The following is a 16,036-nucleotide window of genomic DNA, read 5'->3' on the forward strand; positions in this document are numbered from 1 at the left end:
TCACGCGCGGAGGGCCATAGCGACCAACATGGATGATGATTTCGAAGTGCGCGGGTTGCATGAGCAACTGTCGGAGGAACGCGCGGCCAAGGGTGAGGCGTTCGACCAGCGGATCGCGTTGTTCACCGCGATCCTGGCGACGCTGGCGGCGGTGACCAGCTTCCTCGGCGGGCATACGCAGAACGAGGCGCTGCTGCACAAGAACGAGGCGGTGCTGATCAAGGCTCAAGCGTCGGATGCGTGGGGCTATTACCAGGCGGAGGATTTGAAGCGGCATATTGCGCAGATGGAGGTCGACCTCGCGCCGGCCGGGTTCGGTGCGACTCAGATGGCGACGCACCGGGCGGATATCGCGCGGTACAAGGCGCGCGGGACGGCGTTGAAGCGGGAGGCGGAGACGCTCGATCGGCGCTCGGCGGCGGCGGATGGCGAGTCGGACGAGGCACTACGGCCGCATACGAAACTGGCGCTGGCGGTGACCGCGATCCAGGTGGCGATCGCGTTGGCGTCGATTACGGCGCTGACCGGGCGGCGGTGGTTGCTGTGGGTTGCGGGGGCGGCTGCGCTAGTGGGGGCGGCGTTGGCTGGGCTGGCTTGGTTCTGATCCCTCGATCCTCCCCCGCCAGGGGGAGGTGGCTGGCACTTGCCAGACGGAGGGGGAGGTAAGGGGAAACATCTGTTTCGTGTCCTCCCCCTCCGTCGCTTCGCGCCACCTCCCCCTGGCGGGGGAGGATCGACGAGTCAGATGTCCTGGACCAGACGGCCGTACAGGTCGGGGCGGCGATCGCGGAAGAAGCCGAAGGCGGCGCGGTGGCGCTTGACGATGTCGAGGTCGATCGTTGCGGTGATGACGCCTTCGTCGTGGCGGCCAAGCTCCGCCAGAATGTCGCCGCGCTCGTCGGCGATGAAGCTGGTGCCGTAGAAGGTCTGGCCGTGCTCAACGCCGACGCGGTTGGCGGCGACGATCGGGACGACGTTGCTGACCGCGTGGCCGACCATGGCGCGGCGCCAGAGCCGGGCAGTGTCGAGCGAGGTATCATGCGGCTCGCTGCCGATCGCGGTCGGGTAGAACAGGATTTCCGCGCCCATCAGCATCATCGCGCGCGCCGTTTCCGGGTACCATTGGTCCCAGCAGACGCCGACGCCGAGCGTCGTCCGCCCGGCCTCCGACGCGTGTGGCCAGACCTTGAACCCGGTATTGCCGGGGCGGAAGTAGAACTTCTCCTCGTAGCCGGGGCCGTCGGGGATGTGGCTCTTGCGGTAGACGCCCTGCACGTTGCCGTCGGGGCCGATCATCGCGAGGCTGTTATAATGGTGTGGGCCGTCCGCCTCGAAGAAACTGGTCGGGATGGTGACCTTGAGCGCCTCGGCGAGCGCCTGCATCGCGAGCACCGCCTTGTGCTCGCCGACGGGTGCGGCGTTGGCGAACAGGCCCTCGTCCTCGACGCGGCAGAAATACTCGCCTTCGAACAGCTCGGGCGGCAGGATCACCTGCGCGCCCTTCGCGGCGGCCTCGTGGACGAGGCGCGACACGTTGGCGATGTTGCGGTCGATGTTGGGCGTGAAGCCCAGCTGCAGCGCGGCGACGGTGATCTCGGTCATGGCGGCGCATATAAGAGAGCGGTTCGGGTTGTGCGAGCCTTTGGTGGTCCGGTTTCCCCGCGGAGGCGGGGGTCCAGGGTAACGGGCGTTGTCCTGCGAGATCCTGGGCCCCCGCCTTCGCGGGGGAACAAGAGGGGTGGCGATTGACACTGCCCTGCCCTGTCCGACATGCGACCGGAGATGATGACACCCAACCTCCCCGAAAGCTGGCAAGCGCTGCACTCCGAGTTCGAGGCGCCGTACATGCGGGCGCTGGATGTGTTTCTGGAGGCAGAGCGGGCGGCGGGGGCTCGGGTGTTTCCGGAGGATGCGGACCGGTTTCGGGCGTTGGAGCTGACGCCGCTCGATCAGGTGCGGGTCGTGATCCTGGGGCAGGATCCGTATCACGGCGAGGGGCAGGCGCACGGGCTGAGCTTCTCGGTGCGGGAGGGGGTGCGTACGCCGCCTAGCCTGGTGAATATCTACAAGGAGCTGGAGGCGGATCTCGGGATCCCGCGCGCGTCGCATGGCATGTTGGATCATTGGGCGGCGCAGGGCGTGTTGCTGCTCAACGCGGTGCTGAGCGTGCGGATGGGCGAGGCTGCGTCGCACCAGAAGCGGGGGTGGGAGCGGTTTACTGACGCCGTCATCGCGGCGGTGAACGCGCAGGACAAACCGGTCGTGTTCCTGCTGTGGGGGGCGTATGCGCAGAAGAAGGCGGCGTTCGTCGACGATGTGAGCAAGGGCGGGCGGCATCTGGTGATCCAGTCCGCGCATCCATCGCCGCTGGCAGCAAGGACCGGGTTCTTCGGATCGCGGCCGTTCAGCCGGGCCAATGACTTTCTCGAAACCCATGGGCGCGCGCCGATCGACTGGGCGCTGCCGGAGACCGACTAATGAGCGACGAATATGTGTACGACGAAGCGACTGGCGAGTGGGTTGCGGGCGGTGCGGCGACCGCGGTGGCGGCGGACGACGGTGCGGTCGTGGTGCGGGATTCGGTCGGCAACGTGCTGGCGGACGGCGACCAGGTGACGTTGATCAAGGACCTTACCGTGAAGGGCGCGGGGCAGACCCTGAAGCGCGGGACGGTGATCAAGTCGATCCGGCTGACTGGTGACGCACAGGAGATCGACTGCCGGTACGAGGGGATCAAGGGGCTGGTGCTGCGCGCGGAGTTCGTTCGGAAGCGGTAGGGCTTCGAAGCCGCGTTCGAGGGGCGGCGCCAAAGGTCACGATAAAGTTACGCTCGGAAACGGCGCCGGCCAGGACCTTCATGGTCATCCTCACCCTCCTGGGCGCGGCCCCTCTCGGGATATTTGGGCGGGATCGTCGCCTTCGCGGCAGCGAGCTGCGCCTCGAACGTCTGGACGGACGGTGCGGAACCGGTTGACGCGGGACGGCGCTGGGCAATGGGTTCGGCGCGGATATCGGCGACTGCGAGCGCCATAACCAGCGCCTCGGGGGCCATCAGGCGGTGCGGTTCGGCGGGCATCGGCGGTGCGAGCGCGGCGAGCGTGGTATCGACCGGCGGTACCGGGATGGGCGCCGGCGCAGGCGACTGGCCGGGGGTGCGATAGCGATCGGGTTGGTGCGCGCGCAGGAGGAACATCAGCAGCCGATCGTTGAACCGGACGCGCTGGCCGACGCGGTTGCCGTCGCGGTCGAACACCGGCTCGGGCGACCCGTTGATCGCGCGATCGAAGGCGAGATCGACCAGCCGCAGCGACGCGGTCTGCACCGCAGCATCCCACGCCGCCGCGAACGCCGCGCCATCGGCCGCGCGGCGCAGGCGGTAGCACGAGGTCGCCGACATGTTCACCTCGCGCGCGGCCTGCGTGACCGATCCGGTATCCGCGAGCACGCCGATGAACGCCTGCTGCGTCGCGACCGTCCAGCCATCGTGCCGCACCTTCCGGCGGACCGGCACCCAGTCGTATCCGGCGAGGTCGAAGTCCTCGACCGTCGGGAGGCGCTCCGCCTCGATGATGGTCATCGCGGTGGTCGGTGCGGTTGGCTCGGGGGCGAGAGCGGAGGCGATGTCGGGCATGACATCGCGGCGAGAGCGCGTGCGCGTTGGTTTTGTTTGCATGCGCGAAACGGATCAGGGCGAAGGCGTGTAGGACAGCGATATTGTTACGTGTTGGACTTTTCGCGCGGCAAGTGTGGCGCTGGGGCATCCACCTTGGAAGGCATCCTTGGACCACTTTGCACGGATGTATAAAGCGACGGCAGCACTTTTCACGAAACACGGTTTTCGTTGAAAGTGGCCGTTGCACTTTGTAGATCCGTTGCATGGACCGCAACGGCTTCAACGATCGCGCGACCGGGCAGCTTATGCCTACGGTCGGCGGTCGCAAGGCGTTCGTCGCCGCGCCACTGCCGCCCGCGATACTCGACATAGGTCGCTTTCTGCCCGAACTCACGCGCGCGACGCAAGCAGTGGGAGAACTCAAGGGAATCGGGCGATCGGTCGCCAATCCGCTGTTGCTGATCCGGCCGCTTCAACGGCGCGAGGCGGTGTCCTCGTCCAGTATGGAGGGGACTTATACAACGCTAACCGACCTGTTCCTGTTCGAGGCGGGCGCAGCGGATGCGGCGACGCGCGGCGATAACCGCGAGGTGCTGAACTATGTTCGCGCACTGGAGGGGGCGATCGACGGGCTCGCCACGCTGCCGATCTCGTCCCGATTGATCCGCGACGCGCACCGCACGCTGTTGACCGGAGTTGCACGCAATCGCGGGGCAACGGTCGAGGCGGGCGAGTTGAAGCGCGACCAGAACTGGATCGGGGGATCGGGCCGGATCGACACCGCACGGTTCATTCCTGCGCCTCCGATAGAAACGCCGCGCGTACTCGATACCTTGATGACGTTCGCCAATCGCGAGGAACGTCCGTCGCCGTTGATCGACGCCGCGCTGGCGCATTACCAGTTCGAGGCGATCCACCCGTTCGCCGATGGCAACGGGCGGGTTGGTCGCATGCTGATCACGCTGATGCTGATCGACAACGGCACGTTGCCGCAGCCCCTGCTCTACATGAGTCCGTATCTGGAGCGGCACAAGGATCGCTATATCGACCTGATGTACGCGGTGTCGCGCGACGGCGCGTGGGAAGACTGGATCGCGTTCTTTCTCGAAGCCGTTGCGGAATCGGCGGAAGAGACGATCGCGGTGGTCGAGCGCCTGCAGGACCTGCAACGCGCATATCGCGAACGCTTCCAGACGGCACGGCGATCGGCGCTGATGTTGCGGATCATCGATCTGGCGTTCGAACGCCCGGTGCGGTCGATCTCTGATTTCGCAGAAGCGCTGGGCGTTACGTATCAGGGTGCGGCGAACAACTTGAACGAGTTGATCGCGCATGGCGTCGCGGAGGAGGTGGAGGGGAGTTACCCGAAGCTTATTCGGTTTCCGGGCGTGTTGGCGGCGTTGCAGATCGGGTAAGGCGAGAATCATTTCACGCGTCACGATCCGGTTGCGGCAACTCGACTGGTAGAGCTTGTCCCGAGCGTGGTTCGGTCAGCAGACTATGCTAAAAGTCGCCCGTCGCGACCTGAAATCGTGGCGGGTGTAAGAATTATCGTCGACTTGTACTGTATCGAGTGGAGCGCGACAGCGTGAATATGGTGCGGGGTCGCGTATAGATCGCAATATTCCGTCACAACTTTAATAATCTAGCTCCGAATATCTAGCATAATAAGTTCCAATATTTCTATTGTCGACTGATCAGGATTTCCATTAAAACTGCGGACAGTATCCAAACTACGCTGAACCGCTCCAAAAAGTTGATCCCACTCTACGTTTGAAAGAGCGTTATTCGCGATATTTTGCAGAGCTAGCGCAGCATGATAAAATACAAATGGCTGCTCTACGGAAAACCGCTCGGCTAGCCAATCTATGTCACACGCATTTGGGTTCATCTGCATCATTGCAATAGCAGCCAACCTGCTTCCTGGTGATCCGGATCCCTTATAGTTGTCAATGTGTCCAACCAGCGTAGGTGCAAGCGCCCTCATTCGTACTATGACTCGCGTCATCGCTTGAGTACGATCGCTACCCGCCGGCATAGAGCGACGAATCGAGTCATACTCAAGACATAGGCGGTCGAGCTGCTTCGCAAGATCTAAATCGCTATCCGCTTCGAGAGCTATCTTAGCGGCTATTTCTATCTGCCGTGACGTTACAGTGCCTTTTTCATTTTCTTTTACCGCGTCTGCGACGCGATCCAACTCGGCCTCGATGCCCGCAATCTTCATTTTGCGTACACGATCCATAAACGATGGGATTCTTTTGGCAGCAAATCTCAGCTCATTTCTGAATAAGAAGCCAAGCGTGAAGATGGCGAGCGGCCACGCGATAGCCCCAAGGAGAGTGCCTATGGCCGTGATTAGCTTTGCGGCACTCTCCATGGTTGCTTCCTATCACTCAGCCGGCAGGTAAATTTCGCTCCCCTTTTTGCGGAATTTCTCGCTCATGTCTGCCATGCCTTTTTCGGCTTCGGCGTGGGAGCCTTTGGCGAAGATCGCGCGGTTGGTGTCGGTCTGGTCGACATCCGCCGCCAAGAACGTGTCAGCGGGCGCGTTCTGCTTGGCTGCGAAGTCCCTCACCTCTTGCGTGATCTTCATCGAGCAGAATTTTGGGCCGCACATCGAGCAGAAGTGGGCGGTCTTGGCGCCTTCGGCTGGCAGCGTCTGGTCGTGGTAGTGTTCGGCGGTGTCGGGGTCGAGGGAGAGGTTGAACTGGTCTCTCCAGCGGAACTCGAACCTTGCGCGGCTTAGCGCGTCGTCGCGCATCTGGGCGGCGGGGTGGCCTTTGGCGAGGTCGGCGGCGTGGGCGGCCAGTTTGTAGGTTACTACGCCGACCTTGACGTCATCGCGGTCGGGGAGGCCTAGATGCTCCTTCGGCGTGACGTAGCAGAGCATCGCGGTGCCGTACCAGCCGATCATCGCGGCGCCGATGCCGCTGGTGATGTGGTCGTAGCCGGGGGCTATGTCCGTCGTCAGGGGCCCTAGGGTGTAGAAAGGCGCCTCTCCACATACCTCGAGTTGCTTGTCCATGTTCTCCTTGATCTTGTGCATCGGCACGTGGCCGGGGCCTTCGATCATGACCTGGACGTCGCTCTTCCACGCGCGGTGGGTGAGTTCGCCGAGCGTGTAGAGTTCGCTGAACTGCGCTTCGTCGTTGGCGTCGGCGATTGAGCCGGGGCGCAGGCCGTCGCCGAGGCTGTAGGCGATGTCGTACGCCTTCATGATCTCGGTGATCTCGTCGAAGCGCTCGTAGAGGAAGCTCTCCTTGTGGTGGCTGAGGCACCATTTCGCCATGATCGAGCCGCCGCGCGAGACGATGCCGGTGACGCGGTTGGCGGTCATCGGGATGTAGGCGAGGCGCACGCCGGCATGGATCGTGAAGTAATCGACGCCCTGTTCGGCCTGCTCGATGAGCGTGTCGCGGAAGATCTCCCACGTCAGGTCCTCGGCGACGCCGCCGACTTTTTCGAGCGCCTGGTAGATTGGGACGGTGCCGATCGGGACCGGCGAGTTGCGGAGGATCCATTCGCGGGTGTCGTGGATGTTGCGGCCGGTGCTGAGGTCCATCACAGTGTCCGCGCCCCAGCGGATCGACCAGACGAGCTTGTCGACTTCGGCGGCGACGTTGCTGGCGACCGCGGAGTTGCCGATGTTGGCGTTGATCTTGACGAGGAAGTTGCGGCCGATCGCCATCGGTTCGGATTCGGGGTGGTTGATGTTGTTGGGGATGATCGCGCGGCCGCGGGCGATCTCGTCGCGGACGAATTCGGGGGTTACGAAGTCGGGGATGCTTGCGCCGAAGGATTCGCCGTCTCTCGCGTAGTCTTTCAGCATGGCGCGGCCGAGGTTTTCTCGGGTGGCGACGTATTCCATTTCCGGGGTGATGATGCCGCGGCGAGCGTAGTGCATCTGGCTGACGTTGTGGCCGGGTTTGGCGCGGAGGGGGCGCTTGATGGTGGCGGGGAACTGGGGGACGCCGCCGGAACGGTCAGGGCCGAGCTGGCCGTTGTCTTCGGGGCGGAGTTCTCGGGCTTCGTAGGATTCTACGTCGCCTCTAGCCTCGATCCAGGCGCGGCGGAGTTGGGAGAGGCCGGCGTTGATGTCGATGTTCGCGCGGGGGTCCGTGTAGGGGCCGCTGGTGTCGTAGACGCGTAACGGGGGTTCGCTGCAGCTCGCGTCTAGGACGATCTCGCGCATAGCGACGCGGACGTCTGGGCTGGTTGGGACCGCTACGTGGATTTTCCGGGAGCCTCGGATCGGGCCGGTGGTTACGCCGATGTCGGTCGTGTGTTGCGTATCGATGGCCATGCGCTTGCTCCTACGGGTCTCGGAGCAAAGGCTTACGGTTCTTTGGCGACCGCTCCCTCCCTCCGCCGGTATCAACCGGATCAGGTTCAGCGGGTCGAAGGCTCCTGCCTTCCTCTCAAGCGCGGATTAGCGCTCCCCCGGGGTGAGGTGAGCATAGGGGGGTTGGGGTGGGGTGCAATGGGGAATTTGGGGGTCCTGAGCGGGGGCGAGGCGTTTGTGCTTAGGGTCTGCCCTTCGACTTCGCTCGGGGCGAACGGGGGGTGCCTCTTGCGATCCTCCCCCGCCAGGGGGAGGTGGATGGCGCTTGCCAGCCGGAGGGGGAGGTAAGGAAAACCTCTGTTGCGTGGCCCTCCCCCTCCGTCACCTTCGGTGCCACCTCCCCCTGGCGGGGGAGGATCGAACACATAAAGAAAAGGCCGCTGCCCGGTTTGGGGCAGCGGCCTTTTCTGTCACTCCGCGCGCCGTCAGTCGTAGCTAAGCTACGCCTTGTGGCGTGCTTTGCTGCGCTGACCGGGCTTGGGCGAGTCTTGCGCCGGGTCGGCGCAAGCCGCCCTGCGCCTCAGAACCGGAAGCTCACCGTGCCGCGCAGCGAGTGCCAGCGGAACTGGTCGTCGCTGCGGCGGAAGGCGGTGCCGGCGGTGTTGGGAGCGAGCACGAACGGGTTGTTCGCGAGCAGGACCGGGCTGCCGGTGATCGCGCTGCCAGCCGTGACGAGGACGCGGGCGTCGTCGTCCTTGTACTGGTGGTAGGTGTATTCCATGCCGATCGAGATGTTCTTGGTCAGCTTTTGCTCGATGCCGCCGCCACCGACATAGCCCCACTTCTTGTCCGAACCGGTGGCTGCGAACGCGTTGGCGGTGTTGGTGGTGAAGAACAAATTGTCGATCTTGGCATAGCCAGCGCCGCCGGTGGCGTAGAACAGCGTGTTGCGCGCGGCGAGACCGGCGCGGAGGCGGGCCGACCCTTCCCACTTCAGCTTGCGGGCCATCGTGTAGCTGGCGGGCGTGGTCGAGAAGGCGGCGACGCTGTCGGTGATCTCGGACTTGCCGAATTCGCCGACGATGCCGACCACGAACGGACCGCGCTGCACGTCGAAGCCTGCGCGGCCGTAATACGACCAGCCGTCATCGTCGTTGCGGCAACCATAGGCGGGCACTGCGGTGCGGGCCGAGCCGTTGCAGAAGCCCGGCGAGAAGGCGTTGGCGCCGGTGATGGTGTTGACGCTGTCGCTGAAATTGCCGTCGTTGTTGCGGTCGAACAGGATCGACGAGCCGACGTCGTTGCCCTGGACGTCATAGCCGCCGGCTGCGCCGATATAGACGCCCGAGAACGGCTTGGTGTCGGTGGTCATGTCCTGCGCGGCGGCCGGAACAGCGAAAATGCCCGCGGTCGCGAGACCGGCGAGCATGGTGAGCTTCGTGAAGTTGGTCATGGTCGTTCCCCAAACGAGGGCCACGGCGCTCCCATTGCTCGCCGCGGCCCAAGGTTTCAGTTTCAGGCAGTGATCGCGATCACGCGTTGGCGCCGCTGGTCCGCAGCGAATCGAGGCGGTTGTTGGTCCCGTTGGGGAAGAAGCCGCCGCCGATCTTCGCGGTGGGCGTCAGGTAGACGATGTTGTGCACCTGCGCGACCGAGCGGCTGTAGGCCAGGCCGTTGGCGTCGGTGGGCACGATGTTCGAGATCGTCGGATCCGACCCGGTGATGCCCTGGTCGTCGTCGCTCGAGCCGTCGAGGCTGTCGCGCGCGTCGCTGATCTGGTTCGCGGCGGTGATGAGCGACGGGATCGGGTTCGGCGTCTGCAGACCCTTGCGGTACAGGATCGTGCGGATCAGGCCTGCGTGATACGCCTCTGCCGCGAGGATGCCGGCGGCCGCCTCGAGATAGGTCTTGTTGGCGATCAACGGTGCTGCGCCCTTATAGGCAGACACACCGACGTCCTCGAAGATGTACGCGCCGAGCAGGAAGCTGTTGTCGTCAGCATAGGGGTTGAACACACCCGTTGCGCCGATGACGCCCGCCGCACGGGCGGCCGCGGTGAACGCACCCGGAGCGGCTGCCGTGCCGACCGAGATGTCGATCGCGGGCTGGGCGACGGCGGCGCTGCCGAGCGCCGAGCGCAGGAAGGCGACGTGTGCGACTTCGTCGATCGCGATTTCGCGCGCGTATTCACGGACGACGGTGTCCTGGAACGGCACCTGTGCACCGCCGGTGACGGCACCCTGCGTACCGATGCCGGTCAGCATGTTGGCGTTGAGGCCGACACCGAATGCCGCGAACGCGTAGAACTGCGCTTCGAGATATTCGAGGTTCAGTGCGACGTTGAGCACGTCGGCGTCGTTGAGTGCCGCAACCGGCGCCGGTCCCGGAGTCGGGGTCGGTGCGAGATCGGAATCGTCGCTGCCGCATGCCGAGAGCAGCGTGGCGCCGCCGATGGCGAGCGCGGAACCGCCGGCAAAGCGCAGGAAGTTACGACGTTCGTTGCGACGGCTGGCGATCGCGTCGAATATTTCCAGCTTGGTATTGAGATCGGTCATTGGGTTAATCCCCTGAATATCGAAGAAGAGCGGGTGATCGGACGACCGATCAGCTTGCCGCGATGCTCGTCTTGATGTTGCCGTTCATGCCGTTCGGGTAGAACCCGCCTGCCGACGCCGCACCCTTGTTGAGGTACACGATGTTGAGCACCTGGCTGGCCGAGCGGCTGAAGGCGACGCCGTTCGCATCGAGCGGCACGATGTTCGACGCGGTGACTGCGGCCTGCGTCGTGCTCAGGTTGATCGGCGTCTGCGAGATGGGCGAGATGCCCTGATCGAGATCGGTCGTACCGTCGAGGCTGTCGCGGGCGTTCGAGATCGCATCGGCCGACTGGCGCAGCGACGGGGTCGCGATGCCCTTGCCGTACAGCGTCGTGCGAACGATCGCGGCGTGATACGCCTCGACTGCGAGCAGGCCGGCAGCGGCTTCGAGATAGGCCTTGCTGGTGAGCAGCGGGGCAGCGCCCTTGTATGCGGTCACGCCGACGTCTTCGAAGATGAACGCACCGAGCAGGAACGCTTCGTCCGAAGCATACGGATCGAACGCGGTACCGGCGGGGACGAGGCCAGCAGCCTGTGCCGCAAGCGAGAACGCGCTGGTCGGCGAGACGCTGACGTCGATCACCGGCTGCGCGACGGCGGCGGAGCCGAGTGCGGTGCGGAGGAACTTGACGTGGGCGATCTCGTCCTGGGCGATCTCACGTGCGTACTGGCGCACGATCGGATCGCTGAAGTTGACCTGACGACCGCCACGAACCGCACCCTGCGTGCTGGTACCGCTGAGCAGGCTGTTGTCGAGGCCGGTGCCGTAGGCGGCGTAGGAATAGAACTGCGCCTCGAGATATTCGAGGTTGAGTGCGAAGTTCAGGACGTCCGCATCGGTGATCGTCTGTGCCGACGCCGACGTGGAGAAGGACAGCGCGGTCGCACCGGCTGCGGTCATCGCAGCGGCGCCCAGCGCGGTCTTGAAGAATTCACGTCGCTCGCTGCGGCGTTCCACTCGCGCATCGAGGGCTTCGATCAGGTGCACGCTCTCGGTCATATCAGGGTCCTCCCCTTGCTGTTGCGGACGTGGAAATGCTCTGCGGCAGTCGCGCAACGGGGCATGCCCCGATCAGGTCGATTGCTCGAATCCCGCTCGTAACGCGCTCAATTACGGACATAAAAAAAGCCGTCCGTGGCGAGGAACGTACGCGGATGAATAATGGATGCACGGTTCAAGGGGGTGCGATGAAATAAATTTCACGACCCGACAGAGAGGCTTACCTGCTTGCGATGATTGGGGTTTTGGTGGCGGCTACATGCCGGCTTCACCTTTCCCTGGTCCTCCCGGAAAACGCCCGGCAGGCCCCTTCTCTCTCCCTACGGTAAAGGGAGCAGAGGTAACGCGTTCGGCGGATCGGACCGAGCCGGATCCGCCGAAATCGACAGCTTAGAACGTGTAGGTCAGGCCGAGGGCGTAGAGCCACTGGTCCGCATCACCGACGTCGGCGACGATCGGCGTGTTCTTGTACTTGCCGAGCATGCGACCGTAGAGGACGCCCGCGCCGACGCCGAAGCCGTGGCGCAGATCACCCGAGAGGCTCTGCACGACGAACAGCGAGGCGTTGGCGCGACGGAAGCCGCTGTCGTTGATGTCGTAGGTGCGCAGGCCGCTGTTCAGCGAGCCGATCGGCGTCACGGCGGCATAGGTGCGGCCGAAGCCCTTGCCGGCGTAATCCGCCGACACGCCGAGCGAGACGAGCGTGCGGACCGACAGCGGCGTCGTGTAGTTCACCTGCGGGGTGATGACGTAGCTGTCATAGGTGCCCGAGACGTCGTGGACGTACGCGACGCGCGCGGTGATCGTGTCGTAGTCGCTGGTGATGACGCCGGTCTTGCCGATGCCGACATAGCCGCCGAGCTCATACGCGGTATCGATCTTGCCGAGCGCGCGGACCTGGCGGTTGTCGATGTCGCCGGTGCGGTCGCGGCGGATACCGCCGATGACGCCGACTTCGTAGTTGATGCCGACTTCGCCCGTGTTCGGGATCAGGTTGAAATAGAGCTGCGTGCCGCGGAGGAAGAAGTCATGCCCGCGCACCGTGCCGACGATCGCGCCGGCGGGGGTGAAGGAATTGCTGTCCGCACCCTCGTAATCGGGCATCGACACCGCACCGACCGCTATCGTGATACGGTTGTTGTCGCGCGGGTCGGTGATCGTTGGCGACGGGTTCGGATCGGTCTGGGCGAGCGCCGGGGTGGCGGTTGCCAGCACCGCGATTGCGGCAGACATGAGAAGGGTGAATGCGCGCAAGGAAATGCTCCGGAGAAAAAGGTTCCACGTCGCAACGCGGTAAAACCGTTTTCGGTCCGCTGCGATCGGTCAGAAGATGTAACGCATTTTTACCTGTTGCATTTCGGCATCACCGGCAAGCATGAACCGGGCGGCATCGAAACGCGGCGGGCCGAAGCGTACGGCGGCATTGCGCGAGAACCCATAGCCCTCGCGCGGGATGCCGGCGATCGTGTCGAGCTTCGCATTGCTGTTCTCGTCATGGATGATCGCGAGCGCATAGCCGCGCTGGGGCAGGCCCGAAAAGCTGGTGGCGTGGACGCTGGCGGGCAGCGTCCGCGTCAGTGCCTTGGCATCGTCGACGCAGGCGGGAAAATTGTCGGGGTCCGCGGTGAGGCAGATCCGGATCATCCCCTTCGACGAGCGGAGATTGTCGACCTGAACGTCGAGCCGCGTGACGGGCGCCGCCGCCGACAGCATCGCCCACGTCGTTGCTGCCGCCACGACGAACAGCCGCTTTCGCATGCGCGCCGGCAAGATCGCCGCGTTGCTTGTCGGTGCCGCAGAGCCGATCCCAAAAGCGGAAATAGAGGCCATAGTTGCACCCGTGTCGTTCGTGATGTCGCCGATGATGGCTCGCCGTGATCAGCCAGCCGCCCCATGCGCCCCGCCACATGAACCGGGGGAAAACCTCCCCACCTCATGCGATGGTTACCCCATAGCCGTCGTGATCGTCAGTACCAGACCCGGTGCGTCGATGTTGATCGGAATCAAGGGCACCCGTAGCGGAATTACCACAACGCCGGTGATCCGCGCGATCGGATCGCCTCGACCAGGCGGCCGCAAGACGTCGTCGCAGGTGCGTGATAGTCTCGGGCGATTACATGATGGAGTCGTCGATGGTTCTGCTCGCGCTGATCCTGACCGTGACCGGGTATTCGGGTATGCCCCCCGCGACCCGTGCAGGGTTCGAGGCGCTGGGGCGGCGTACCAACAGGCTGTGCCCGGCACGCCATGTACGGACGATTACCCCCGGCGACCTGGATTATCTCCAGGACGGGTTCGAGCGGAGCCTGTCGCGGCTGGACCGCGCGCGGCTGGCTGCCGTCAATACCGCGGACCGGCGTTGCGCCAACCGCGACGGGCTGGCGTGCCAGACCTCGGCGACGATGGGCGCGATGCAGACGACGCGGCTCGTGTCCCGGTTCGCCGGCTATGTCTGTGCGCACCGGGTACCCTGACCCTCTACCTCTTTCGCCGGCACGACACGCCTGCTACTCAGACAAATAATGAGAGCATAAGAGGGTGTCGTTATGGTCGAGCTGTGTCGCGGGGGCCAATCCCGCCGGAAATTCCTGACGGGTGTCGCGACCGGTGCGCTGACCGTGGGTTCCCTGTCGACCGCTTCACAGGCGTTGGCGTTCGTGCCGCCAGAGGTGGTGCCGGCGACGGTGCCGACCGCGAAGTTGCAGGCGTTCGACCTGGCCGACGTCACGCTCGGCGAGGGGCCGTTCCTGCATGCGCAGCGCAAGACCGAGGCGTATCTGCTCGCGCTGCAACCCGACCGGATGCTCCACAATTTCCGAGTCAATGCGGGGCTGGCACCGAAAGCACCGGTCTATGGCGGTTGGGAATCGGATCCGCTGTGGGCGGACATCAATTGCCACGGGCATACGCTGGGGCATTATCTGTCCGCGTGTGCACTGGCCTATCGATCGACCGGCGACCGGCGGTTCAAGGCGCGGATCGACCATATCGCGCGCGAACTGGCGGCGTGCCAGGCGGCGTCGGGGACCGGGCTGGTCTGTGCGTTCCCGGACGGGCCGGCGCTGGTGGCGGCGCATCTGCGCGGCGATCCGATCACCGGCGTGCCGTGGTACACGCTGCACAAGGTGTATGCGGGCCTGCGCGATGCGACATTGCTGGCGGACAGCGACACGGCGCGCGCGGTGCTGCTGCGGCTGGCCGACTGGGCGGTGGTCGCGAGCCGGCCGCTGAGCGATGCGCAGTTCGAGACCATGCTGGATACCGAGCATGGCGGCATGAACGAGGTGTTCGCCGACCTCTACACGATGACAGGGACCGCGGAGTATCGCACGATGGCGGAGCGGTTCTCGCACAAGGCGATCCTTGCGCCGCTGGCGAAGAGCCGCGACCATCTCGACGGGCTGCATGCCAATACGCAGGTGCCGAAGATCATCGGCTTCCAGCGGGTCTGGGAGGTGACGGGGAAGCCCGAATACCGCGATGCGTCCGAATTCTTCTGGAAAACGGTGGCGCTGACGCGGTCGTTCGCGACCGGCGGGCACGGCGACAACGAGCATTTCTTTCCGGTCGCCGATTTCGCCGAGCACGTCCTGTCGGCGAAGGGATCGGAGACGTGTTGCCAGCACAACATGCTGAAGCTGACGCGGGCGCTGTTCCTGCACGATCCGCAGGCGGGCTATGCCGATTATTACGAGCGGACGCTGTATAACGGGATCCTCGCGTCGCAGGATCCGGACAGCGGCATGGCGACGTACTTCCAGGGTGCCCGGCCGGGTTACATGAAGCTGTATCACACGCCCGAGAACTCGTTCTGGTGCTGCACCGGCACGGGGATGGAAAACCACGTCAAATACCGCGACTCGATCTACTTCCATGATGACCGCGCGCTGTACGTGAATTTGTTCGTGCCCTCCGCCGTGCGCTGGAAGGACAAGGACGCGGTGCTGACGCAGGTGACGACGTTCCCCGACACTGCGACGACGACGCTGCGCTGGACGTTGAAGCGACCGGCCGAGCTGACGCTGAAGCTGCGGCATCCGGGGTGGAGCCGGACCGCGGTGGTGCTGGTGAACGGGGTCGAGGCGATGCGGTCGACCAGTCCGGGGCGGTATCTGGCGTTGGCGCGGGGGTGGCGCGACGGCGATACGGTGGAACTGCGGCTGGATATGCGCGCCGGGGTCGAGCGATCGCCGGCCGCGCCGGAAATCGTTGCGTTCACGTTTGGGCCGCTGGTGATGGCGGGCAGCTTTGGGCGCGAGGGGCTGGCGCCGGGATCGGACATCATCGTCAACGAGCGCAAATATGGAGAATATAATGCGGCGCCGTTCGCGCCGCCGACGCTGGCGGGCGATCCCGATACGATTGCCGAGAAGATGCGCGCGGGGGACCGGCCGCTGGAGTTCACGATCCTCGCGGCGGACCGGCAGCCGGTGCGGATGGTGCCGTATTTTCGCGTCGCGCACGAGCGCTATGCGACCTACTGGCCGATCGCGCCGGGATTGGCGTAGGTCGGGCGGTGTAGTCCCGACGCGTTCGTGCGG

Annotated in this window: 15 protein-coding genes, 1 pseudogene and 1 riboswitch; of the genes and pseudogenes, 6 read left to right on the forward strand and 10 right to left on the reverse strand. The window is 64.6% G+C overall.

All coding sequences use genetic code 11. The features are described from left to right. Positions 1-28: 28 nt before the first annotated feature. On the forward strand, positions 29-604 hold the full coding sequence (locus tag E5673_RS02725; RefSeq protein WP_136188842.1) for a DUF4337 domain-containing protein: 576 nt from the start codon (positions 29-31) through the stop codon (positions 602-604). A gap of 137 nt (positions 605-741) precedes the next feature. Here E5673_RS02725 and aguB read toward each other — a convergent pair whose 3' ends face one another. Then, on the reverse strand, positions 742-1,602 hold the full coding sequence (aguB, locus tag E5673_RS02730; RefSeq protein WP_136188843.1) for an N-carbamoylputrescine amidase: 861 nt from the start codon (positions 1,600-1,602) through the stop codon (positions 742-744). 180 nt (positions 1,603-1,782) lie between these two features. Between aguB and ung the strand changes: the two genes are divergently transcribed. Both ung and E5673_RS02740 read left to right on the forward strand, forming a co-directional pair. Beyond that, positions 1,783-2,478, forward strand: coding sequence for a uracil-DNA glycosylase (gene ung, locus E5673_RS02735; RefSeq protein ID WP_136188844.1), 696 nt, complete (start codon positions 1,783-1,785; stop codon positions 2,476-2,478). Next, positions 2,478-2,777, forward strand: a complete 300-nt coding sequence (locus E5673_RS02740; protein ID WP_136188845.1) for an alkylphosphonate utilization protein — start codon at positions 2,478-2,480, stop codon at positions 2,775-2,777. Before ung ends, E5673_RS02740 begins: the two co-directional genes overlap by 1 nt. A 47-nt stretch (positions 2,778-2,824) precedes the next feature. On the opposite strand, the gene E5673_RS02745 is transcribed toward E5673_RS02740, so the two are convergent. After that, positions 2,825-3,631: a hypothetical protein gene (locus E5673_RS02745; RefSeq protein ID WP_136188846.1), complete on the reverse strand. Its 807-nt coding sequence runs from the start codon at positions 3,629-3,631 to the stop codon at positions 2,825-2,827. Positions 3,632-3,876: 245 nt separating this feature from the next. Here E5673_RS02745 and E5673_RS02750 point away from each other — a divergent pair, with 245 nt between their 5' ends. Then, positions 3,877-5,028, forward strand: a complete 1,152-nt coding sequence (locus tag E5673_RS02750; RefSeq protein ID WP_136188847.1) for a Fic family protein — start codon at positions 3,877-3,879, stop codon at positions 5,026-5,028. A gap of 230 nt (positions 5,029-5,258) precedes the next feature. Here E5673_RS02750 and E5673_RS02755 read toward each other — a convergent pair whose 3' ends face one another. The 8 genes and pseudogenes from E5673_RS02755 to E5673_RS19930 all read right to left on the reverse strand — a co-directional run. Beyond that, the gene (locus E5673_RS02755; RefSeq protein ID WP_136188848.1) at positions 5,259-5,993 is read right to left on the reverse strand and encodes a hypothetical protein; all 735 of its coding nucleotides are present in this window, start codon (positions 5,991-5,993) and stop codon (positions 5,259-5,261) included. Between the two features lie 12 nt (positions 5,994-6,005). After that, positions 6,006-7,919: a phosphomethylpyrimidine synthase ThiC gene (thiC, locus tag E5673_RS02760; protein WP_136188849.1), complete on the reverse strand. Its 1,914-nt coding sequence runs from the start codon at positions 7,917-7,919 to the stop codon at positions 6,006-6,008. Between the two features lie 40 nt (positions 7,920-7,959). Then, a riboswitch (TPP riboswitch) is annotated at positions 7,960-8,068 on the reverse strand. 410 nt (positions 8,069-8,478) lie between these two features. Next, positions 8,479-9,351: an outer membrane beta-barrel protein gene (locus tag E5673_RS02765; protein ID WP_056487675.1), complete on the reverse strand. Its 873-nt coding sequence runs from the start codon at positions 9,349-9,351 to the stop codon at positions 8,479-8,481. A 79-nt stretch (positions 9,352-9,430) separates the two neighbouring features. Then, on the reverse strand, positions 9,431-10,453 hold the full coding sequence (locus tag E5673_RS02770) for a ferritin-like domain-containing protein (protein WP_056487672.1): 1,023 nt from the start codon (positions 10,451-10,453) through the stop codon (positions 9,431-9,433). A gap of 49 nt (positions 10,454-10,502) precedes the next feature. Then, entirely contained in the window at positions 10,503-11,495 is a 993-nt protein-coding gene (locus E5673_RS02775; protein WP_120300862.1) for a ferritin-like domain-containing protein, read from the reverse strand. Positions 11,496-11,885: 390 nt separating this feature from the next. Further along, on the reverse strand, positions 11,886-12,728 hold the full coding sequence (locus E5673_RS02780; RefSeq protein ID WP_107954165.1) for a MipA/OmpV family protein: 843 nt from the start codon (positions 12,726-12,728) through the stop codon (positions 11,886-11,888). Positions 12,729-12,818: 90 nt separating this feature from the next. Continuing rightward, positions 12,819-13,253 carry a DUF2141 domain-containing protein gene (locus E5673_RS19925; RefSeq protein ID WP_348769882.1) on the reverse strand — a complete coding sequence of 145 codons (435 nt, stop codon included), beginning with the start codon at positions 13,251-13,253 and terminating at the stop codon, positions 12,819-12,821. A gap of 25 nt (positions 13,254-13,278) precedes the next feature. Then, a pseudogene (locus tag E5673_RS19930) lies at positions 13,279-13,538 on the reverse strand (sterol desaturase family protein); the annotation flags it as partial. Positions 13,539-13,627: 89 nt separating this feature from the next. Between E5673_RS19930 and E5673_RS19830 the strand changes: the two are divergent. Both E5673_RS19830 and E5673_RS02795 read left to right on the forward strand, forming a co-directional pair. Then, a complete protein-coding gene (locus E5673_RS19830; protein ID WP_210731794.1) occupies positions 13,628-13,969 on the forward strand; it encodes a hypothetical protein in 342 nt (113 codons plus the stop codon). 72 nt (positions 13,970-14,041) lie between these two features. After that, positions 14,042-16,003 (forward strand): glycoside hydrolase family 127 protein, encoded by a 1,962-nt coding sequence (locus tag E5673_RS02795; protein WP_136188850.1) that lies wholly within the window; start codon positions 14,042-14,044, stop codon positions 16,001-16,003. Positions 16,004-16,036: the final 33 nt, after the last annotated feature.

The sequence above is a fragment of the Sphingomonas sp. PAMC26645 genome, assembly GCF_004795835.1.
GTDB lineage: Bacteria > Pseudomonadota > Alphaproteobacteria > Sphingomonadales > Sphingomonadaceae > Sphingomonas.

What these genes read in the sequence shown, in the direction of transcription:
- E5673_RS02725 (WP_136188842.1), top strand. Translation starts at nt 29, where the DNA reads ATGGATGATGATTTCGAAGTGCGCGGGTTGCATGAGCAACTGTCGGAG.
- aguB (WP_136188843.1), bottom strand. Translation starts at nt 1,602, where the DNA reads ATGACCGAGATCACCGTCGCCGCGCTGCAGCTGGGCTTCACGCCCAAC.
- ung (WP_136188844.1), top strand. Translation starts at nt 1,783, where the DNA reads ATGATGACACCCAACCTCCCCGAAAGCTGGCAAGCGCTGCACTCCGAG.
- E5673_RS02740 (WP_136188845.1), top strand. Translation starts at nt 2,478, where the DNA reads ATGAGCGACGAATATGTGTACGACGAAGCGACTGGCGAGTGGGTTGCG.
- E5673_RS02745 (WP_136188846.1), bottom strand. Translation starts at nt 3,631, where the DNA reads ATGCCCGACATCGCCTCCGCTCTCGCCCCCGAGCCAACCGCACCGACC.
- E5673_RS02750 (WP_136188847.1), top strand. Translation starts at nt 3,877, where the DNA reads ATGGACCGCAACGGCTTCAACGATCGCGCGACCGGGCAGCTTATGCCT.
- E5673_RS02755 (WP_136188848.1), bottom strand. Translation starts at nt 5,993, where the DNA reads ATGGAGAGTGCCGCAAAGCTAATCACGGCCATAGGCACTCTCCTTGGG.
- thiC (WP_136188849.1), bottom strand. Translation starts at nt 7,919, where the DNA reads ATGGCCATCGATACGCAACACACGACCGACATCGGCGTAACCACCGGC.
- E5673_RS02765 (WP_056487675.1), bottom strand. Translation starts at nt 9,351, where the DNA reads ATGACCAACTTCACGAAGCTCACCATGCTCGCCGGTCTCGCGACCGCG.
- E5673_RS02770 (WP_056487672.1), bottom strand. Translation starts at nt 10,453, where the DNA reads ATGACCGATCTCAATACCAAGCTGGAAATATTCGACGCGATCGCCAGC.
- E5673_RS02775 (WP_120300862.1), bottom strand. Translation starts at nt 11,495, where the DNA reads ATGACCGAGAGCGTGCACCTGATCGAAGCCCTCGATGCGCGAGTGGAA.
- E5673_RS02780 (WP_107954165.1), bottom strand. Translation starts at nt 12,728, where the DNA reads ATGTCTGCCGCAATCGCGGTGCTGGCAACCGCCACCCCGGCGCTCGCC.
- E5673_RS19925 (WP_348769882.1), bottom strand. Translation starts at nt 13,253, where the DNA reads ATGCGAAAGCGGCTGTTCGTCGTGGCGGCAGCAACGACGTGGGCGATG.
- E5673_RS19830 (WP_210731794.1), top strand. Translation starts at nt 13,628, where the DNA reads ATGGTTCTGCTCGCGCTGATCCTGACCGTGACCGGGTATTCGGGTATG.
- E5673_RS02795 (WP_136188850.1), top strand. Translation starts at nt 14,042, where the DNA reads ATGGTCGAGCTGTGTCGCGGGGGCCAATCCCGCCGGAAATTCCTGACG.